The sequence below is a fragment of the Bacteroidales bacterium genome (genome assembly GCA_018334875.1).
Taxonomy (GTDB): Bacteria; Bacteroidota; Bacteroidia; order Bacteroidales; family UBA12077; genus JAGXLC01.
In genome coordinates, this window is record JAGXLC010000042.1 from 1 (window position 1) to 19,007 (window position 19,007).

The 19,007-nt window shown below is 41.7% G+C and carries 15 protein-coding genes; 4 read left to right on the top strand and 11 right to left on the bottom strand.

The window, feature by feature from the left end; genetic code table 11:
- The coding region (locus tag KGY70_05605; protein MBS3774639.1) for a hypothetical protein at window positions 1–232 on the top strand (232 nt) is incomplete at its 5' end.
- 261 nt (window positions 233–493) lie between these two features.
- On the opposite strand, the gene KGY70_05610 is transcribed toward KGY70_05605, so the two are convergent.
- From KGY70_05610 to KGY70_05625, 4 genes are all read right to left on the bottom strand, one after another.
- Entirely contained in the window at window positions 494–2,023 is a 1,530-nt protein-coding gene (locus KGY70_05610) for a glutamate--tRNA ligase (GenBank protein MBS3774640.1), read from the bottom strand.
- A gap of 79 nt (window positions 2,024–2,102) precedes the next feature.
- Window positions 2,103–2,402, bottom strand: a complete 300-nt coding sequence (locus KGY70_05615; GenBank protein ID MBS3774641.1) for a type II toxin-antitoxin system RelE/ParE family toxin — start codon at window positions 2,400–2,402, stop codon at window positions 2,103–2,105.
- The gene (locus KGY70_05620; GenBank protein MBS3774642.1) at window positions 2,395–2,640 is read right to left on the bottom strand and encodes a hypothetical protein; all 246 of its coding nucleotides are present in this window, start codon (window positions 2,638–2,640) and stop codon (window positions 2,395–2,397) included. The genes KGY70_05615 and KGY70_05620 overlap by 8 nt, the downstream gene beginning before the upstream one ends.
- A gap of 77 nt (window positions 2,641–2,717) precedes the next feature.
- Window positions 2,718–3,941: an aminotransferase class I/II-fold pyridoxal phosphate-dependent enzyme gene (locus tag KGY70_05625; protein MBS3774643.1), complete on the bottom strand. Its 1,224-nt coding sequence runs from the start codon at window positions 3,939–3,941 to the stop codon at window positions 2,718–2,720.
- Between the two features lie 292 nt (window positions 3,942–4,233).
- Here KGY70_05625 and KGY70_05630 point away from each other — a divergent pair, with 292 nt between their 5' ends.
- Window positions 4,234–5,184 carry an NAD-dependent epimerase/dehydratase family protein gene (locus KGY70_05630; GenBank protein ID MBS3774644.1) on the top strand — a complete coding sequence of 317 codons (951 nt, stop codon included), beginning with the start codon at window positions 4,234–4,236 and terminating at the stop codon, window positions 5,182–5,184.
- Window positions 5,185–5,218: 34 nt separating this feature from the next.
- Here the strand turns inward: KGY70_05630 and KGY70_05635 are convergent, their stop codons facing one another.
- From KGY70_05635 to KGY70_05660, 6 genes are all read right to left on the bottom strand, one after another.
- On the bottom strand, window positions 5,219–5,953 hold the full coding sequence (locus KGY70_05635) for a hypothetical protein (GenBank protein ID MBS3774645.1): 735 nt from the start codon (window positions 5,951–5,953) through the stop codon (window positions 5,219–5,221).
- Between the two features lie 159 nt (window positions 5,954–6,112).
- The gene (locus tag KGY70_05640; GenBank protein MBS3774646.1) at window positions 6,113–8,692 is read right to left on the bottom strand and encodes an adenosylcobalamin-dependent ribonucleoside-diphosphate reductase; all 2,580 of its coding nucleotides are present in this window, start codon (window positions 8,690–8,692) and stop codon (window positions 6,113–6,115) included.
- Window positions 8,693–8,944: 252 nt separating this feature from the next.
- Window positions 8,945–9,457: a shikimate kinase gene (locus KGY70_05645; protein ID MBS3774647.1), complete on the bottom strand. Its 513-nt coding sequence runs from the start codon at window positions 9,455–9,457 to the stop codon at window positions 8,945–8,947.
- A 214-nt stretch (window positions 9,458–9,671) separates the two neighbouring features.
- Window positions 9,672–12,257, bottom strand: a complete 2,586-nt coding sequence (locus KGY70_05650; protein ID MBS3774648.1) for a DNA gyrase/topoisomerase IV subunit A — start codon at window positions 12,255–12,257, stop codon at window positions 9,672–9,674.
- Window positions 12,258–12,328: 71 nt separating this feature from the next.
- Window positions 12,329–14,167, bottom strand: coding sequence for a type IIA DNA topoisomerase subunit B (locus KGY70_05655; protein MBS3774649.1), 1,839 nt, complete (start codon window positions 14,165–14,167; stop codon window positions 12,329–12,331).
- Between the two features lie 191 nt (window positions 14,168–14,358).
- Window positions 14,359–16,149, bottom strand: coding sequence for a hypothetical protein (locus KGY70_05660; protein ID MBS3774650.1), 1,791 nt, complete (start codon window positions 16,147–16,149; stop codon window positions 14,359–14,361).
- A 118-nt stretch (window positions 16,150–16,267) separates the two neighbouring features.
- On the opposite strand from KGY70_05660, the gene KGY70_05665 reads away from it, so the two are divergent.
- On the top strand, window positions 16,268–16,816 hold the full coding sequence (locus KGY70_05665) for a hypothetical protein (protein MBS3774651.1): 549 nt from the start codon (window positions 16,268–16,270) through the stop codon (window positions 16,814–16,816).
- 4 nt (window positions 16,817–16,820) lie between these two features.
- Here the strand turns inward: KGY70_05665 and rlmN are convergent, their stop codons facing one another.
- Window positions 16,821–17,867 (bottom strand): 23S rRNA (adenine(2503)-C(2))-methyltransferase RlmN, encoded by a 1,047-nt coding sequence (gene rlmN, locus KGY70_05670; GenBank protein ID MBS3774652.1) that lies wholly within the window; start codon window positions 17,865–17,867, stop codon window positions 16,821–16,823.
- Between the two features lie 165 nt (window positions 17,868–18,032).
- On the opposite strand from rlmN, the gene KGY70_05675 reads away from it, so the two are divergent.
- A partial coding sequence (locus KGY70_05675; GenBank protein ID MBS3774653.1) for a S46 family peptidase occupies window positions 18,033–19,007 on the top strand: 975 nt, incomplete at its 3' end.

Sequence of the window (19,007 nt, forward strand, 5' to 3'; positions counted from 1 at the left end):
TTTCCTGGATTCTTTTGATTATTTCAATTTATTGATGGAAGAGATAAAAGATATCCGTATAAATGAGGAAAAGACTTCTGCTGAATTGGATTTTTATATTCATTTCGATGCTTATTATGGGGGTACTTCTGGAAAAATGACTTTTAAGGGCAAAGGTAACTTTTGGCTCAGACCCGGTGAATATGGGGGATGGAGTATTTATCACATGAATATGCCGGGAATTGATATATAATCTACTGATAATCTATCCTTTATTTATGATTTCTGTCCCTGTTCCAACAAAATTCTCACGCCATTTTGAGTCAAATGATAAGCTGGCTTTAGGGTTAAAAGATAGGGTACTTTTCAAACATCCGGCTAATATCACTCACCGGATGTTTTGAATTTGATATTTGAAAAATTGGGATTTGTTTGAAATTTGATAATTGAAATTTGGTGCTTCAAAAATATAACACCTCTTATTTTGAATCCCCTTTTGCAGGCCATTTATGATCTATTCCAATTCTTCCACCGCCTTCTCTATCCTCCTGATCGTTTCTTCTTTGCCGATCATTTCTACGATCTTAGCCACATCCGGTCCCATTCCGGTCCCGACCAAAGATATACGCAACGGGAGCATGACCTGGCCCATGCCCACTTCCTTCTCCTCGGTGAGTTGCTTTACTGTCTCCTTAATGGCATCGGCTTCAAAATTGTCGAGGTTCTTTAATCTTTCCTTCAGTTCGTTTAGCAGGCCGGGTGTGTGCTCTTTCCATTTCTTTTTGATCATTTTCTGATCGTATTCCTGAGGGGGCCGGAAGAAGAAAAACGCCTGATCCCATATCTCATGGATAAGGTACACCCTTTCTTTTACCAGGCTACATACCTCTCTAACATATTCATGCGATGCGGTGTAGCCTTTTTCCTTTAATACGGGCATAAATAGTTCGGCCAGCTCGTCATCCGATTTTTTCATTAAATACTGGTGATTGAACCATCTGGCTTTGTCGGGGTCGAATTTGGAGCCCGCCTTGCCTATTTTTTCGAGTTCGAAGGCTTCAATCAGCTCATCCAGGGTGTAAAGCTCACGGTCGGTGCCGGGATTCCATCCCAGAAAGGCCAGGATGTTGTTAAATGCCTCAGGCAGGTAACCCCACTCCTTATACCCTTTGAATGTTTCGCCGGTTTCCGGGTCTGTCCATTGCATAGGGAAAACCGGGTAACCGTGTTTTTTTCCGTCGCGTTTGCTGAGCTTTCCTTTACCACTGGGGTTTAATATTAACGGCAAATGAGCAAAAACGGGCATCTCCTCCTTCCATCCAAGCGCTTCGTAAAGTAAAAAGTGGAGCGGGAGGGAGGGGAGCCATTCTTCACCACGGATCACATGGCTGATTTTCATCTCATGATCATCCACCACATTGGCCAGGTGGTAAGTAGGCATGCCATCGGATTTGAAGAGTATTTTATCGTCGAGCTGGTTGGTATTTACTTCCACTTCTCCACGGATCAGGTCATTAACTACAATGTGTTGTTCTTCAGGCATTTTGAACCGGATCACATAAGGCTCACCTTTATCGATCAAAGATTTTACCTCGTCTTCGGAAAGGGTGAGCGAGTTTCGCATCTCTCCACGGGTGATGGCATTATACTGCTGAATCTCGCTTTTCTGCTGTTTAAGCCTTTCCCGCATGGCTTCCAATTCTTCGCTGGTATCAAAGGCATAGTAGGCGGTTCCTTCTTGCACCATCTTTTCCGCATATTGCCGGTAAAGCATGCTGCGTTCCGATTGCCTGTAAGGGCCGTAGTCGCCGCCTTTATCCACACCCTCGTCATAACTGATGCCGCACCATTTTAGTGAATCTATAATGTATTGTTCTGCACCCTCAACATATCGGGTCTGGTCCGTATCTTCAATTCTAAGAACGAATGTGCCGTTATTTTTTCTGGCAAAAAGATAATTGTAGAGCGCTGTCCTTACTCCGCCCATATGAAGCGGACCTGTTGGACTCGGTGCAAATCGTACCCTGATATCTGGATGAGTCATATTGTTTCATTTATGATTTAGTATGCAAATATAGACATTCGGAAAGAAGAAACTAAAGATGACGATTATTTGTGATAAATCATTCGAACTTGAGATTATCAGGATTCTGTCTGACATCAAATAAACGGAGAATTTGAATGGTTTTGTTATGGCTCCGGTAGAAGAGAATATTGTGTTTTGTGACAACACATTTGCGAATTCTCAAATCTTTATTGATGAGCGGATATTGATATGGATTATTTGTAATTTGATGGGTAATATGATCTATCTTATCAAGAAATTGAATGACCATTTGAGCATCCCAATTCTCATTAAGGTACTTAAGGATGTTTTCCAGATCTTCTTTAGCAAGAGGGGCCCATATTATCAGCTCAGCCATTATATTTTTTTCTGTTATCTTCCATCACCTGATTATGGGGTATACCTTCATTATTATCCAATTGTTTAAGACTTTCCTTTAATCCTTCTTGCTGGGTGGATGTGAGATTATCCCATTCATCAACATCATCTTTACTGTTTAAATGGTTCAGAATTATCCCATATAATTCTTCCAGTGTTTTTTGATCCAGGCTATCAAGGGTCCGAAACAACTTAAGTTTTAAATCTGCTGTATCCATTGTTGTTATTTTTTCGAATTAAAACGCAAGAATGTAGTATTTTAATTTATAACTTTTATTTTTATTTGGCCTATGCTTTAATCTTTATAATTCTTTAAAACATTCAACACATAATCGATATCTTTTTCCGTATGATCGGCTGCTATCTGGAAACGTATTTCTTCATCACCTGTGGGTACCACCGGATAGCTTAATCCTGTTGCCAGAATTCCGTTTTCATTCAGGTAACCCACCATTTTTTTGGTTTTTTGGGTGTCTCTTACCATTAAGGGGACTACCGGATGTTCTCCTTCGATCGTTTCAAAACCGGCATCTTTCAAACCGTTTTCGAAGAGTTGGGTCATTGCCCGGAGGTGTTCCAATATTTTCTTTCCCTCTTCCGAATCAACTATATCGACGGCTTTTTTGGCAGCTTCTGCTTCCGAAACCGTAATGGGATTAGAGTAAACATAGGTTGGCGCTGTTTCCCTCAGGTAGGTGATCACATCGGAGGAAGAAACAACATATCCGCCATTGACACCAAATGCCTTTCCAAGTGTGCCGATCAGTATATCTGCCTGTGTTCCGGTATACTCCTCAACACCCCGGCCTGTATTGCCAAAGGCTCCAACACCATGGGAATCATCTACAATGGAAATCACCCCTTCCTCAAACCGGTCGTTATATTTTTTGCAGATTTCTACCAGTTTGTCCAGAGGCGCGTTGTCTCCTCTCATACTGAAGATACCGTCGGTAACTACCAGGGCACGTTTTCCTTTTCCCACGCTGCGCTCGAGTGCTCCTTCCAGTTCCTCCATGTTGTTGTGGGAATAAATTTCTTTGGCTGCCGGTTTACCGAGCCGGATGGCATTGATGATACAGTTGTGGTTGAGCTCATCACTAATCAGAATGGTTTCCTTTGTAGTCAGGGGATGTATTACTCCCAGGCTTGTGGCATAAGCTGAACTGAAAATCATGCTTTCCTCTCGCGAATGGAACTCCGCGAGTTTTTTTTCCAGCTCTACATGGGGTTTGTAAGTGCCATTGATAAAGCGAACCGCGCCGGGCCCCACACCAAATTCCCGTGCGCCTTCTTCTTCGGCTTCAATCATGTCGCTTCGGAGTGCCAGGCCCAGATAAGCATTTGAGTTCATCCTGAGAAATTTCTTATCACCGTAACCCTCGAGAATATAACGGGGTCCATTGCCATCTTTCGGACTGGTGATGCCGGTGATTACCTTCTCTTTTCCTTTTGCCCTTCCTTCTTTTTCAAGCTGTTTAACGTTGTCATAGAGTACGCCGTTTAATTTATTAAGTGTCATAAAACCTCCTGTAATTCATTTATTATTATTTTTCTACAGATTTATCGATTGATTCTCTCATAAATTTTGCTTGCTAATTTGGACAAGCAAAAACCAAACAGGATGCTTTCAAGGAATTTAATGTGTTTCCGTTTTGGCTTGTCCAAATTAGGTGTTTTCCTTTATTCTTAATGGGAGGGTAAATTTATCAAATTCTTTTCAGAATTGTCAACCTGTTATAAATCACCTTTCAGAATTTTGTTTTATATTATATTAGCATGCAAAATTCTGGAAATAACAAAATATCAATATAATGAAAAAAATACTGGTCATAGGGGCAGCCGGCCAAATAGGCACCGATTTAACGCTTGAATTAAGGAATCGTTTTGGAGCAGAAAATGTTGTTGCTTCGGATATTAAGCTGGGTTCGGAAGAGGTGATGGAAGGGGGCCCGTTTGAAAAGCTCGATGCTATGGACCGCAAAGCCCTTGAAGGGATTTTGGATGCGTATCAGATAACAGAGATTTACCACCTGGCTGCCATCCTTTCCGGGAAAGCGGAAAAGAATCCCAAATGGGCATGGGATCTGAATATGAACAGTCTTTTTAATGTTTTGGATGTATCCAGGGCCAGAGGCATCACGAAAATTTTCTGGCCCAGTTCTATGGGAGCATTCGGTCCCACTACACCGAAATGGGATACACCTCAGATCACTGTGATGGAACCCACTTCAGTATATGGTATCAGTAAACTGGCCGGAGAAAGATGGGTGGAATACTATTATAAAAAATATGGTATGGATATCCGCAGTTTGCGTTATCCCGGCTTGATTAGCTACAAAACCGAAGCAGGAGGAGGAACTACTGATTACGCGGTGGAGATATTCTATCAGGCAATAAAATGCGGCAAATATCAGTGTTTTATCTCTGAAGATCTTGCTCTCCCCATGATGTTCATGGATGATGCCGTAAATGCTACCATTCAGCTTATGGAGGCTCCCGAAGACAATATCAAAGTTCGTTCAAGCTACAATCTCGGAGGCATCAGCTTTACTCCGAAACAACTGGTTGAAGAGATCCGAAAATATATTCCGGAGCTGAAGGTAACTTACAATCCCGATTTCCGACAGGAAATTGCCGAATCATGGCCACGGAGAATTAGCGATGAGGCGGCACGAATGGATTGGGGCTGGCAACATGAATATGATCTTCAGAAGATGACCGCCGTTATGGTGGAAAAGATCAGAGAGAAGTTGGGAAAGTAATTCTATCCTGCGTCATGCCCTATTACTGCCTTCACTAATTCTGGTTTTTATAATGTTTGTTATAGTATCTGATCAGCCGAACCAGATCAGTTTCTTCCCTTAAATTGAGATTGTGATTATTGACGTAACCTTCCAGTTCTTTTTCATAGTCTCCGAACTTTTCAAGAAGTTTACGTTTCCTGAATGAGTTAATAACCATGGGATGAGCATCATCTTGGAATTGAAGGCAATACACCGGATTTTCTGTTTCAAATCTGGGAGGCTGATACTCGTCATATCCTGTATCTGGTGGATCTTCCTCGTAAAATTTTACCGAATAAATTTTGAAAAGGGAGCACGGTCCATTTACCAGTTCAGCCAAAAATCCTTCCTTCTTGGAGGTAGATGAACCAAATAATCCTGTTTGTTTTTTTACATAGGTAGTCGGGATAAAGGTTTTATCCATATACCTGATGCTGTCGATTTCTTCAATATTGGCCAGTACAAAAAGCCTGCCTCCCTGAATGAATTCAAAATTATCCGAATGTGCGTTATATTTAAGTTTTGCCTCGAGGGGTTTTTTGTTGTCTTTTAAATATACCCTGCTGGAAAGAAATTCTTCCGAGAGATAAGGAGTTCCTTTGATTTTATTTAACATTTGCTCATTGTATTCCCTCATTTCATATTGTTTCTCCCGTAAAATTTGATTGATTCCCGAAATATTGGTCTCCTGCGCAATGGTTCCCAGAGAAATTATAGCCAATAGCAGTATGGAGGTGATCTTCTTCATAATGAAAGGATTTATATAATTGTATTAATAACGTATCCTATAATTTTATTGTTTTACTGTACAGCCTGTAATTTCGTAGATGGAATATTGGTCAATGAAAATAAAAGCAGGGGCGCCATTCTGTATGCCCCTGCTTGTCAATGCTTACGGTATGATTGTTTATCCGCACTTGGAAAACCCACAATTCTGACAGTTCAAGCAGCCTTCCTGGTAAATCAGGTTTTCAGAACCGCAGTTTTCACATTTGGTTCCCTTGCGGGCTTTGGTGCCATCAGGAATGTATTTTTTCAAGGCCCTTTCCACGCCTTTTTTCCAGGTGTTGATGGTTTCGGTATTCAGGCTCAGCGATGAAACCAGATTGACCACATCGGGCAGCGGCATGCCGTGGCGCAATACCCCGGATATCAACTTGGCATAGTTCCAGAATTCTTTGTTGAACATATGGGATATGCCGCCAAGGGTGTTTTCATAGCCAAATTTATCAGTATATTGGAAGTCATAGCGACTTTTTCCCTCTTTGTTTTTTACTTTGATAATTCTGCCTTTGGTAACGGATTTGGGAATAGGAAGCACTTCCTCATCAGCCAGACCGGTAAATATTTCGTAGGGTCTGCCATCCTTCAATCCGACAAAAGCGATCCAGTCCTCATCTTCGTTCTTGAACCGGATGATTTCGGCGTCCAGTAATTTTGGCCGTTTAATGGACTGAGTATCTTGTTTGGTGTTTTTGTTGTTGGCAACCAAAACTCCTGAACGGGAACCTTCACGGTACACAGTGATTCCCTTGCAACCGCTTTCCCATCCTGTAATATAGAGTTTGCCTACCATATCTTCAGGAGTTTTCTCCGGCAGGTTGATGGTAACACTGATGGAGTGGTCCACCCATTTCTGAACGCGTCCCTGCATTTTAACCTTGCTTACCCAGTCCACATCATTGGAAGTGGCCTTATAATAAGGAGATTTTTTCACCAGTTCATTGATTTGTTCGTCATCATATTGTTTGACTTGTTCAGGGTCATAGCCTTTAATTTCTAGCCAGTCAAGGAATTTATGATGGAACACATTGTACTCTTCCCAGGAATCACCCACCTCGTCAACGTAGGTAATGTTCGCCTGCGTGTCACTGGGGTTTACCTTCCTTCTTCGTTTGTAAACCGGCATAAATACGGGTTCAATGCCGGAAGTAGTCTGGGTCATCAGGCTGGTAGTTCCGGTGGGAGCTATGGTCAGCAGAGAGATGTTTCTGCGGCCATATTGCAGCATATTGTTGTATAGCTGTTCATCTTCGTTTTTGATTCTATTGATCAGGGGATTGTTCTTTTCTTTCTCTGCTTCATAAATTTCGAACGGACCCCGTTCTTTGGCCATGTTCACAGAGGAACGATAGGCTTCTATGGCTATGGTTTTGTGAATTTCTTCGGAAAAGTCGGTGGCATTTTCGCTTCCATAGGTCAGATCCAGGGCAGCCAACATATCTCCTTCAGCCGTGATGCCTACGCCTGTTCTTCTTCCTTCCATGGCTTTTTTCCTGATATTTTGCCACAGGTTGTATTCCACCCGCTTAATCTCAAAATCTTCCGGGTCATTCTCTATTTTTTTGATTATGGCATCGATCTTTTCTACCTCAATATCAATAATATCGTCCATTATTCGCTGGGCATACTGCACGTGCTTTTTAAACTTTTCGAAATTGAATTTGGCTTTTTCTGTGAAGGGATTATCCACGTAACTGAAAAGATTGACGGCCAGTAAACGGCAGCTATCGTATGGACACAGAGGTATTTCGCCACAAGGATTGGTGGAGACGGATTGAAAACCTTTGTCGGCATAGGAGTCTGCAACGGATTCATTCACCACGGTATCCCAGAAAAGGATGCCCGGTTCGGCCGATTTCCAGGCATTGTGTACAATTTTGTGCCACAGTTCACGGGCATCTATGGTTTGTTTGTAAGAGGGGTCGTCCGAATCAACAGGAAATTGCTGGACGTAAGACTCGTTATTCAATACGGCCTTCATAAATTTATCATCGATTTTTACAGATACATTGGCGCCTGTTACTTTATTTGATTCCAGTTTGGCGTCAATAAAGGCTTCTGCGTCGGGATGTCTCACCGAGATGGTGAGCATAAGTGCTCCGCGGCGACCGTCCTGGGCAACTTCCCGGGTTGAATTGGAAAATCTTTCCATAAAAGGCACCACACCGGTAGAGGTTAAAGCACTATTCATGACAGGTGTTCCGGCAGGCCGGATATGAGAAAGGTCATGGCCCACACCACCGCGACGTTTCATTAACTGAACCTGCTCCTGGTCGGTTTTCATGATGCCTCCGTAAGAATCAGCCTGATCCTTATTTCCGATGACGAAGCAGTTGGATAGTGAAGCTATCTGGTAAGGATTGCCGATTCCTGCCATGGGTCCACCCTGCGGAACAATGTATTTGAATCCCCTCAGCAGTTCATAAATATCCTCTTCTTGCAAAGGATTGGGATATTTGTTTTCAATCCTGGCAATTTCTTTGGCCAGCCTGCGATGCATGTCATCGGGATTCTTCTCGAACAAGTTTCCATATGAATCTTTTAGGGCGTATTTATTCGCCCATACTCTGGCGGCCAACTCGTCACCATTGAAGTACTCGAGAGAACTCTTAAAGGCCTCATCAAAGGTATAGGTTTTCTCCCTTTGATTGGCCCTGCCTGTGTTTCTGGTTTCCTGTTCCGTGGCTTTTCCTTTTATATACATTTTAATACAATTTTTGTAACGTCTGGATCCATTTGTTTAGTGTAAACTGTGCCTGTGCAAGTTATTAATTGAAAACATACCGGCAAACAGATTATACCCTGTTTTATTAACATTCCTGTGGTAAGTTTTCAACTATTAAGTTAAATTCTGATTATTATTAAGTTATTTTTTTGTTACACCACTTGTTTTTTATATTAAGAAATTTGTTGTTTTTTTCAACACTCATTTTTAATTACTTTTAAAATACGGTTTTTATTGTTTCAGGAAAGCACGGATTTTATCAAGTAATTCATTTATATTCAGGTTAAAACCATCAACAATCATATGGGCTTTGCTGTAATAGGTTTCTCTTTCACTAAGTTTATCCCTGATGAACTGTAAAAGTTCCTGATCGTCTTTGTTTTTAATTAAGGGCCTTTCTTCCCGGCCATCTTTAAGCCTTGAAACAAGCTGTTCGGGTTTCATTTTAAGATACACTGTCATTCCCGTATTGTTCATGTAATCCATGTTGTCGAAAAAACAGGGAGCACCGCCTCCCGTAGATATCACACAGTCTTCGTAATGTGAAATATCCCTGAGGTATTTGCTTTCTTTTTTCCGGAAATAGGGTTCCCCCTTTTTTTCAAAGATTTTCCTGATGCTGTCCTGCTCCTGCTGTTCAATAAATTCATCGAGATCAAAGTACCTGTATGATAACCTGCTGGCTAGCTGTTTGCCTGCCGTGGTTTTACCACTTCCCATAAAACCTATCAGAAATATCCTCATATTTCTTGTAATTAACTAACCCGAATTATTCTTGAATAATTCTGACGCTATTGAAAAACCTGGCTTTTTGCTTCAATAAATTTCGCAAAAAGCCGGTTTTTCTAATGCGGGGTTACCTTGCTCCGCAGAAGCTTCGCGAAGGCGAGCCTGCATCCACCCCGCAATCCACCCCGCATTCATAAACTTCACTACGTTTGTTTATGAATAATGCAGGCTAAAATTCCAGACTCATCTGATCTTCTTTCACCCCGTCTTCATCTTCATCATCTGTTTCCGGCTCTGGCAAGGGCTCCAGCAGATGTATCTTTTTTACTTCTGCATTGGTTAATCGTTTTCCTCTGGCCTTAAAACTTTTTACTCCAATGAAGTCCGGGAGCAGGATTTCCTGATCTTCTTTGTTTTTATTTTTGCCGCCGAATTCAATCTTTATTCTTGGGTAAGTGTCTTTAAACAGATAAACAAGCTTTGATTTTTCATTTTCTCCGATAAAACTGGTTTCCTTGATCCCGTATTCAAAATTGAAGCGTTTGGCATAATAATACCCTTGATCGGCATCGAAATATACCGCCGAATATACCTTATTTTCGTCAAATTTTTCTATCAGGCGGATGTTGTCTTCATAATGATTCATCAGGTCGTATGAGGTGAATTTAAAATTGCCGTTGTCAGTAACCACCAGAATTTTATCGTTGTCCCTGAATTCTCCCAGATATTTTCCTTTTCCGTCCGTGTTCAATCTGAGCACTTCTTCGTCAAACCATATCTTTTTGCCTTCGATGATGGCTTTGCCTTCCTCTTTTACCTGAATTTTATGCACTGCATGTTTGGTAAGGATATTGCCCTGGGCATTTCTGCCTTTAATGGCAATATCCTTGAAATCCAGCTCCAATTGTTTCTTTTTCAGCCTGGGTTTTGGCTGCAGGTATACCTTAAGGACCTCTGCTTCTCCATTGGGATTGGAAGTGAGGTAAAGGATTTTGGATCCCCTGGTGCCTTTGGTGATGTCATATTCCCTGTCCCTGGTAATCCCGTGTATCGGACAGCGTTTCATCATAATATCGCCATTGAGCCCATCCCGGTACACTATATTGTAGAGGGTGCGTTTGTCGTTCCGTTTGAAAACATCTACATGAATAATATCCTTTCCGACAAATAGTTTTTCATCCACTTTGGTGATGATATACGTTCCATCCCTCCTGAAGGCAATTATCTCGTCGATATCAGAACAGTCGCACACATATTCGGCCTTTTTCAGGCCTGTGCCTATAAAACCTTCGTTACGATGTACATACAGTTTTTTGTTGGCTTCCACTACCTTTGTAGCTTCAATGGTTTCGAGGTTGCGTATTTCTGTCTTTCTGGTTTTTCCCTTCCCATACTTTTTTTTGATCTGTTTGAAGTAATTGATGGTATAATCGGTTATAGCGGCGAGGTTCTTTTTGATCGATTCTATTTCATCCTCCAGTTTTTTGATGTGTTCATCCGCCTTTTTGGAGTCGTATTTAGAAATGCGTTTGATCTTGATTTCAGTTAGTTTGATCAGATCTTCCCGGGTAACCTCACGCACCAGTTGTTTCTTAAAGGGTTCAAGGCCTTTGTCAATGGTCTGAAGGATGGATTCCCAGGTTTCACAATCTTCAATATCATTGTAAATGCGGTTTTCAATGAATATCTTTTCCAGTGATGATAGGTGCAGAGATTCCTGCAGCTCACCTTTTTTTATTTCGAGTTCTTTCCTGAGGAGCTCCCGGGTGTTCTCCGTAGAGATCCGCAGCATTTCACTTACACCCATGAACCGTGGTTTGTAATCATCTATTACGCAAGCATTGGGGGATATAGACACTTCGCAATCGGTAAACGCATAAAGGGCGTCAAGGGTTTTGTCTGCCGAGGCTCCGTTTGCCAGATGAATAAGAATCTCTACATTTTCGGCGGTGTTGTCATCGATTTTTTTGATTTTGATTTTTCCCTTATCATTGGCTTTCAGTATAGAATCTATAAGCGAGTTGGTCGTTTTTCCGTAAGGGATTTCTGTGATGGCCAGGGTTTTCTTATCCTGTTTTTCTATTCTGGCCCTTACTTTAATTTGCCCGCCTCTTCTGCCGTCATTGTATTTTGAGAAATCCGCTATTCCACCGGTAGGGAAATCCGGATACAATTCAAATGATTTTCCTTTTAGATGAGCAATGGCTGCGTCTATCAGTTCATTGAAGTTATGGGGCATAATTTTGGAGGCAAGGCCTACTGCAATTCCCTCAACGCCTTGTGCAAGCAAAAGGGGAAATTTAACCGGAAGGGTGATGGGTTCCTGGTTTCTGCCATCGTATGAGGTTTTCCATTCGGTGGTCTTGGGATTGAAAACTACATCCCGTGCAAAATTTGTGAGTCTGGCCTCAATATATCGGGGAGCTGCCGCGCTATCACCGGTCATATGGTTGCCCCAGTTCCCCTGTGTGTCTATCAGCAGGTCTTTCTGCCCCAATTGGATCAGGGCATCTCCGATGGATGCATCCCCGTGAGGATGATATTGCATGGTATAACCTATAATATTGGCTACCTTCATATACCGGCCGTCGTCTATTTGTTTCATGGTATGAAGGATACGCCGCTGAACGGGCTTTAATCCATCGTTGAGGTGCGGTACCGCTCTTTCCAGTATAACGTATGAAGCATAATCCAGGAACCAGTCTTTGTACATTCCCGAAAGGTGGGAAATGCGGTGTAAGGGTTCTCCGTTGCCATCACCATTCCCATTCTGATTATCAAACTGATTCTGTCCGTTATATTCTTTTTCTTCCATAAATACCAAAATAATTGTCTCTACTTAACAATTTTAATTGTTAGTCAGTTATTCACTCTTCCTGTGGATTGCTATCCTTCAATAAGGGCTTCCTCTACTCTCAGGTTATCCACAATGAAGTCCTGACGTTCAGGAGAATTTTTGCCCATATAGAATGAAAGCAATTGTTGAATGGCATCCTCTTTGTATAAACGTACGGGTTCAAGGCGGATATCCTCGCGAATAAACCGTTTGAATTCTTCAGGGGATATTTCTCCCAGTCCTTTGAAGCGGGTCACTTCTGCCTTTTTACCCAGTTTTTGGAGGGCTTTTTCCTTTTCTTTCTCGTTATAGCAGTAAAAGGTTTTCTTTTTGTTTCTGACACGGAACAGAGGGGTTTGAAGGATATAAAGGTTGCCGTTTTTTACGAGATCAGGAAAAAACTGAAGGAAAAAGGTGATCAGCAATAAGCGGATGTGCATGCCATCTACGTCAGCATCCGTGGCGATCACAATATTTTTATACCTCAGATTATCCAGTCCTTCTTCAATGTTCAGTGCTGCCTGTAAAAGATTGAACTCCTCGTTTTCATATACAATCTTTTTGGTAAGCCCATAGGTATTCAAAGGCTTTCCTTTCAGACTGAATACGGCCTGCGTATTGACATCCCGTGCTTTTGTGATGGAGCCGCTTGCAGAATCTCCCTCCGTAATAAAGATGGTTGATTCCATTCTTCGCTCATGGTTGCTGTTATAATGAATCCTGCAGTCCCTGAGCTTTTTGTTGTGCAGATTGGCTTTTTTGGCCCTCTTTTTGGCCAGTTTTTTAACGCCGTTGATTTCCTTCCGCTCTTTTTCGGATTCCACGATCTTTTTAAGAAGGATTTCGGCAGTTTTCTGGTTCATGTGCAGGTAGTTATCCAGTCGGGTCTTGATGAAATCATTGATATAATTCCTGATGGTGAGTCCTTCAGGGCCCATATCTTTTGACCCAAGCTTGGTTTTGGTCTGGGATTCAAATACCGGATCTTCGATCTTTATGCTGATGGCTGCAATAATAGAAGTTCGTATGTCCGAGGCCTCATAGTCTTTTCGGTAGAAATCCCGGAGCGTTTTTACAAGCGCTTCCCTAAAGGCGTTCAGATGCGTGCCTCCCTGTGTGGTATGCTGTCCGTTTACAAAGCTGTAATATTCCTCTCCGTACTGTTTTCCGTGGGTCATAGCCACTTCTATATCTTCATCCTTGATATGGATAATGGGATAAAGCCCTTCCGAGCTCATATTTTCCTCCAGCAAATCCTTCAATCCGTTTTTGGAGTAGAGGGGATTGCCGTTGAAAAGCACCGTAAGCCCCGAATTAAGATATGCATAATTCTTAAGCATGTTTTCCACATATTCCTCAATGTAGTGGTATTCTCCGAACATCTCGTTATCCGGCGAGAAAGTAACCAGGGTGCCGTTTCGTTCCTCAGTGGACCGGGTATCTTCTTCTCGGGTGAGCTCGCCTTTTGAGAATTCAACGCTTGTCTTTTGCCCTTCCCGGTATGCTTCAATTTTAAAGTATTCTGAAAGGGCATTAACCGCCTTAATACCTACACCATTAAGACCAACGGATTTTTTAAACACCTTGGAATCGTATTTGGCACCGGTATTCATTTTGGAGGCTACGTCTTTCAGCTTTCCCAGCGGAACGCCTCTACCAAAATCCCTGACCGACACCTTTTTATCTTTTATATCTACCTTGATTTTTTTCCCATATCCCATCATGAACTCATCAATGGAGTTGTCCATCACTTCTTTCAGCAGTACATAAATTCCATCATCCTGGGAATTACCCTCTCCAAGTTTCCCGATATACATACCGGGCCTTCTTCTTATGTGTTCTTTCCATTCTAAGGTTCTGATGCTCTCTTCAGAATAATTTTCCGGCATATCTTGCTAATTTTGCGTAAAATTAACCAAAAGAATAATTGTTGATGAATTTGTTTTTCAACACAAATTGTTAATTACTTTCCCTGATTTGGACAAGCCAAAACCAAACAGGATGCTTTCAAGGAATTTAATGTGTTTCCGTTTTGGCTAGTCCAAATTAGCAAGCAAAATTCTGCAGTCAGAAGGAAATCTCAGATTAGCTTCATCTCCCTTAAGAGTTCAAGGGCATTCATATTTTGGGCAATTCCGTCTCTCAGTTTATAGTCATACTTCATTTCTCCATTCACGAGTTCTACTTCGAAGCTCTTATTGTGAATCCGGTCGGTATGTTTTTCCCCCAGGGTTGTCAGGGAGAGATCGTGGGTGGCAATGATGCTTGTTACCTGCATAGTGATCAACCTTTCCAGGAATGCTTTGGAGGCTTTTTCCTTATCCCGGGTATTCGTTCCGGTAAGGATCTCGTCAAGCAAAACCAAAAGGTTTTCCTTTTTGGCTGCCTGATCCACCAGTTGCTTGAGCCTTTTAATTTCAGCATAGAAGTAGCTTTCATTTTTTGAAAGGGAATCGGTGATGTTCATACTGGTGAAAAGATTGGTGAGCTTAAACTCTATATGGGCTGCACAAACCGGTGCCCCAATCATACCGAGTACAAGGTTGACCCCTATAGTTCTGAGAAACGTGCTTTTACCTGCCATATTGGCTCCTGTGATAATGAAGGTATCTCCTTTTTTGGCTATGTTAAAGCTGTTGTTGACCCGTTGGTCCTGAGGGATGAGGGGATGGCCCATATCCTCTGCCTCCAGTAGTTTCTGGGTGCCTGTTCCGGGAAACGGGTAAGATGGATGATTGTAAGAAAAGTTGGCCAAACTAATCAGCCCGTCAAAATTCCCGATGGTTTCAATCCAGCTTTCAACATGTCGGGCATAATGCCTGTGCCATTTTTCCAGCCGTATTACCTGATGTATGTCCCATAGAAAGAAAAGTTTGAGTATGATATCAGCAAGAAGATTGTTGCGGTTGTCCAGGGCATCGGAAATACGAAATAATTTTCTGATGATGCGGCTTGATGGCCGTTTGTCCGAATAAAGGCTGTTTTGCAGCTCTGTCAGTTCAGGGGCAGAAAAGTTTTGCTTTTCTATATGTTGAAGCAGTTGCATATAATTTTTCAGTGCCGGAAGTTGATTGGTAATTTTTTGATATTGGGCGTTAATTTTTGAGGAGATATTGCGGATCACCAGAAAGTTTACAAGCAAAACCAGGATGAAATAGCCGAGCGGCACCATCTCATATATGGTGAGGCCGAGCAGGAGAAAGGTCAGTATCGGCAATGCCCATCTTAGTATTTGATAGGTGATGTTACGACTGAGCCATGGCTGCTCTTTGCTCCAAACAATCAGGTGGGTGTCGTTATATTGATCAAGGTCCAGTTTTTTCCCGATGGCTGTAAATTTTTGTCTCCATTCCGGCAATTGAGACAATTCTTTAACAGCAGACTGTCTTCTGTTGATTTTTTCCCTGGAATTCAACGGGGTACGAAACCAGTTGGCCAGTTTGTTTTTGCCTGCATAGGTGCAGGTTCTGTTTATGTACTGAAAAAGGCTCGACTCACCGAAAATTTCCAGATCATTGGTATAATTATGAGCGGGATCTTTAAATTCGGCTCCACCCGAAAAATTACTGTGGTTTCCTCTTAAAGCTTCTATCTCCCCTGAATTGATCCGTATCAGATTATTGACAATCTGTGAATCATCTTTTTTCTTTACATAAAGTATAACAAGGTAGATAAAAACACCCATGATGACAGCTATAATGCCTAAACCAAGGAGAAGATCGGTTTTTATAGACAGATACCCCAGATATGCAGCCAAAACAAAAGTTATAACCCGTGCAAATGCAAGTATATTCAGCGTTTTTTTGACTTTACGATGTTCTCCCGAATATTTGGCTTGTAATTCCCTGTAATAATTAATATGTTTTTGCATGGTTCGCCTAAATTAGAAGAAAAGACCTCAAAATTAATACGCTTTTTATACATCCTATAATAATATTGAATAAATTTGTATCTTTATTGAATGTTAATCACCCAAATTCTATGAAACCATGTTAAAAACATTAGCATTAATCATCGTTGGAATGATGTTTGCTATTCCCTCCTTTTCGCAGGAGGAAGAGGAAGTTAAACTGGATACCATTTATATGCTGGGACAGACCAAAAAACTTGTTAAGGTCAGGGGAATATTTTATTCGAACGTGAAGTATAAAGAACCCGGAGATGACGAAGTCAAGAACATGAAGACAAAAAACATCCAGAAGATCGTTTATAATAATGGGAGAAAAGAGGTGTTTAATGATCCGTTGGTCGAAGATATTACGGAAACTGACTGGAGGAATGTGGTGTTTACTGAAAACAAGGAAGAAGTAGAAGGGATGTACAAAGTCGGTGAAGTAACCGGTGAATCCTCATCCCAAAACAGAACACCTCAATCTGCAGAAAGGACTGCCAAGATACGGATGAAAAAACGGGCTGCCAACAGGGGAGGAGTTATGGTTTTGGTAACCAAAACCGAGAAAAGCGGTGGCTTTGGTGAAGTACCTACTTATTATATGGAAGGCATTGCATATAGTTTTGAGGAGCCGGAGAAGGAATAATTTTTTATTGAGTATTTTTCCCGGATAATTGTCCGCAAGCAGCATCGATATCCTCACCCCTGCTTTTTCTGACGTTAACCACAAGGTTTTTACTTTCAAGAAATGCCTTGAATTCGTTGAATCGCTGAGGATCCGGCTTTTGGAAACCCGGATCGCCAATGGCATTGTATTCAATCAGATTGATTTTAACCGGGAAATTTTTGCAATATTCCGCAAGCGCTTTGGCTTCTTTCATGCTATCATTTATGCCATTGAGCATTAAGTATTCAAATGTAATCCGTTTTCCGGTCTTTTGGTTGAAATATTCCAGGGCTTTTTTCAGGGTTTCCAGATTGTATTGTTTATTAATTGGAATGAGCCGGGTTCGGGTTTCATCCAGAGCAGAATGCAGGGAAACGGCCAGGTTAAATTTGATCTCGTCGTCAGCCAGCTTTTTGATCTTTTCCGGAATGCCAATGGTAGAGAGGGTGACTCGCCGGGGAGAGAATCCAAGGCTTTTTTCAGAAGCAATCAACTGAATGGATGCTTTTACTTCTCCGTAATTGAGCAGAGGCTCACCCATACCCATGTAGACAATATTGCTGAGCGATTGATTGTATAGTTCACCGGCTTTGTTTTTTACGGTCATGATCTGGTCGAACATTTCAGCTTTCGTAAGATTCCTTTTGAAGGGAATTTTTCCTGTAGCACAAAAAGTACAATTTAATTTACAACCTACCTGAGAGGAAACACATGCTGTAATTCTCGAGCCACTGGGTATCAATACACTTTCTGTAAGATGACCGTCATGCGTTTCAAAGGCAAATTTTATCGTCCCGTCCTGGCTTGTTTGCTTGGAATGGACAGTCAGTTGGGGGATGGAAAAATTTTCGCTGAGAAACTTCCTGGTTTCTTTTGACAAATTGCTCATCTCCTCAAATGAGGTACTTCCTTTTTTCCAAAGCCATTCATACACCTGCCTTCCACGGAAAGCTTTTTTTCCTTGTTCTTTGAAAAATGAGATCAGGGCTTCTTCTGTCATCTGTCGAATATCAGGTTTGTCGTGTTCCATCCTTGTTCGATTTGCCTGCAAACCTAATCCTTTTTTATTTAAATTATAAATGATTAAATTCGTAAATTTTAACCCGAATAATTCAAGAATTATTCCTGTCTCCGACAGCACTGGAGTTGGGAACAAATAATTATTGTATAACTTTAAATAATAAATCACAGAAAAATGACAAAGAAAATCGCAAGTGTACTGATAGGTTTTTTGCTAACCATTAGTTTTTCAACGAAAGCCGATGAAGGCATGTGGTTATTGACCATGCTGGATAAAATGAACATGGACCGCATGCATGAAATGGGATTGAAGCTGTCCAAAGAAGATATTTACAGCATCAATCAATCAAGCATCAAAGATGCCGTGGTAAATTTCGGAGGATTTTGTACCGGCGAAGTCGTATCGGATAAAGGACTCATTTTTACCAATCATCATTGCGGAGAGAATTCAATCCATGAGGTTAGCACCCAGGAGAACAATTATCTAAAGAACGGATTCTGGTCGGAAACCCAGGAGGATGAGATTCCCATTGAAGATCTTTATGTTTCTTTCCTGGTGCGAATGGAAGATGTAAGTGAAAGGGTAAATTCAGAACTTACCGGGGATATGAGTGAAAGAGAGAGGAATCAAAAGATTCAGGAGATATCTTCAACAATCAAAAATGAAGCTACAGAAGATACTCATTATGAGGCCAGCGTAAGATCCTTCTATAAGGGTCGCGAATTTTACTTATTTTTATATGAGGTATACGAAGATGTCCGGTTGGTGGGTGCACCGCCGGAGTCGATAGGCAGCTACGGGGGAGACACGGATAACTGGATGTGGCCGCGCCATACAGGGGATTTTAGTGTATTCAGGGTTTATGCCGGACCGGATGGTGACCCTGCCTCTTATTCAGAGGAAAATGTTCCCCTGGAACCCAAACACCATTTTCCCGTTTCTCTGGAAGGTGTGAAGGGCGGAGATTTTTCCATGGTGCTGGGTTATCCCGGAGGTACAGATCGATATATGACTTCTTATGGTGTAAAAGAGACCAGGGATATAGTCAATCCTGCGAGAATTAAGGTACGTGAGAAGAAGCTTGAGATTATGGAGGAAACCATGCAATCCAGTGAAGATTTGGAACTAAAGTATTCCTCCAAACATTCC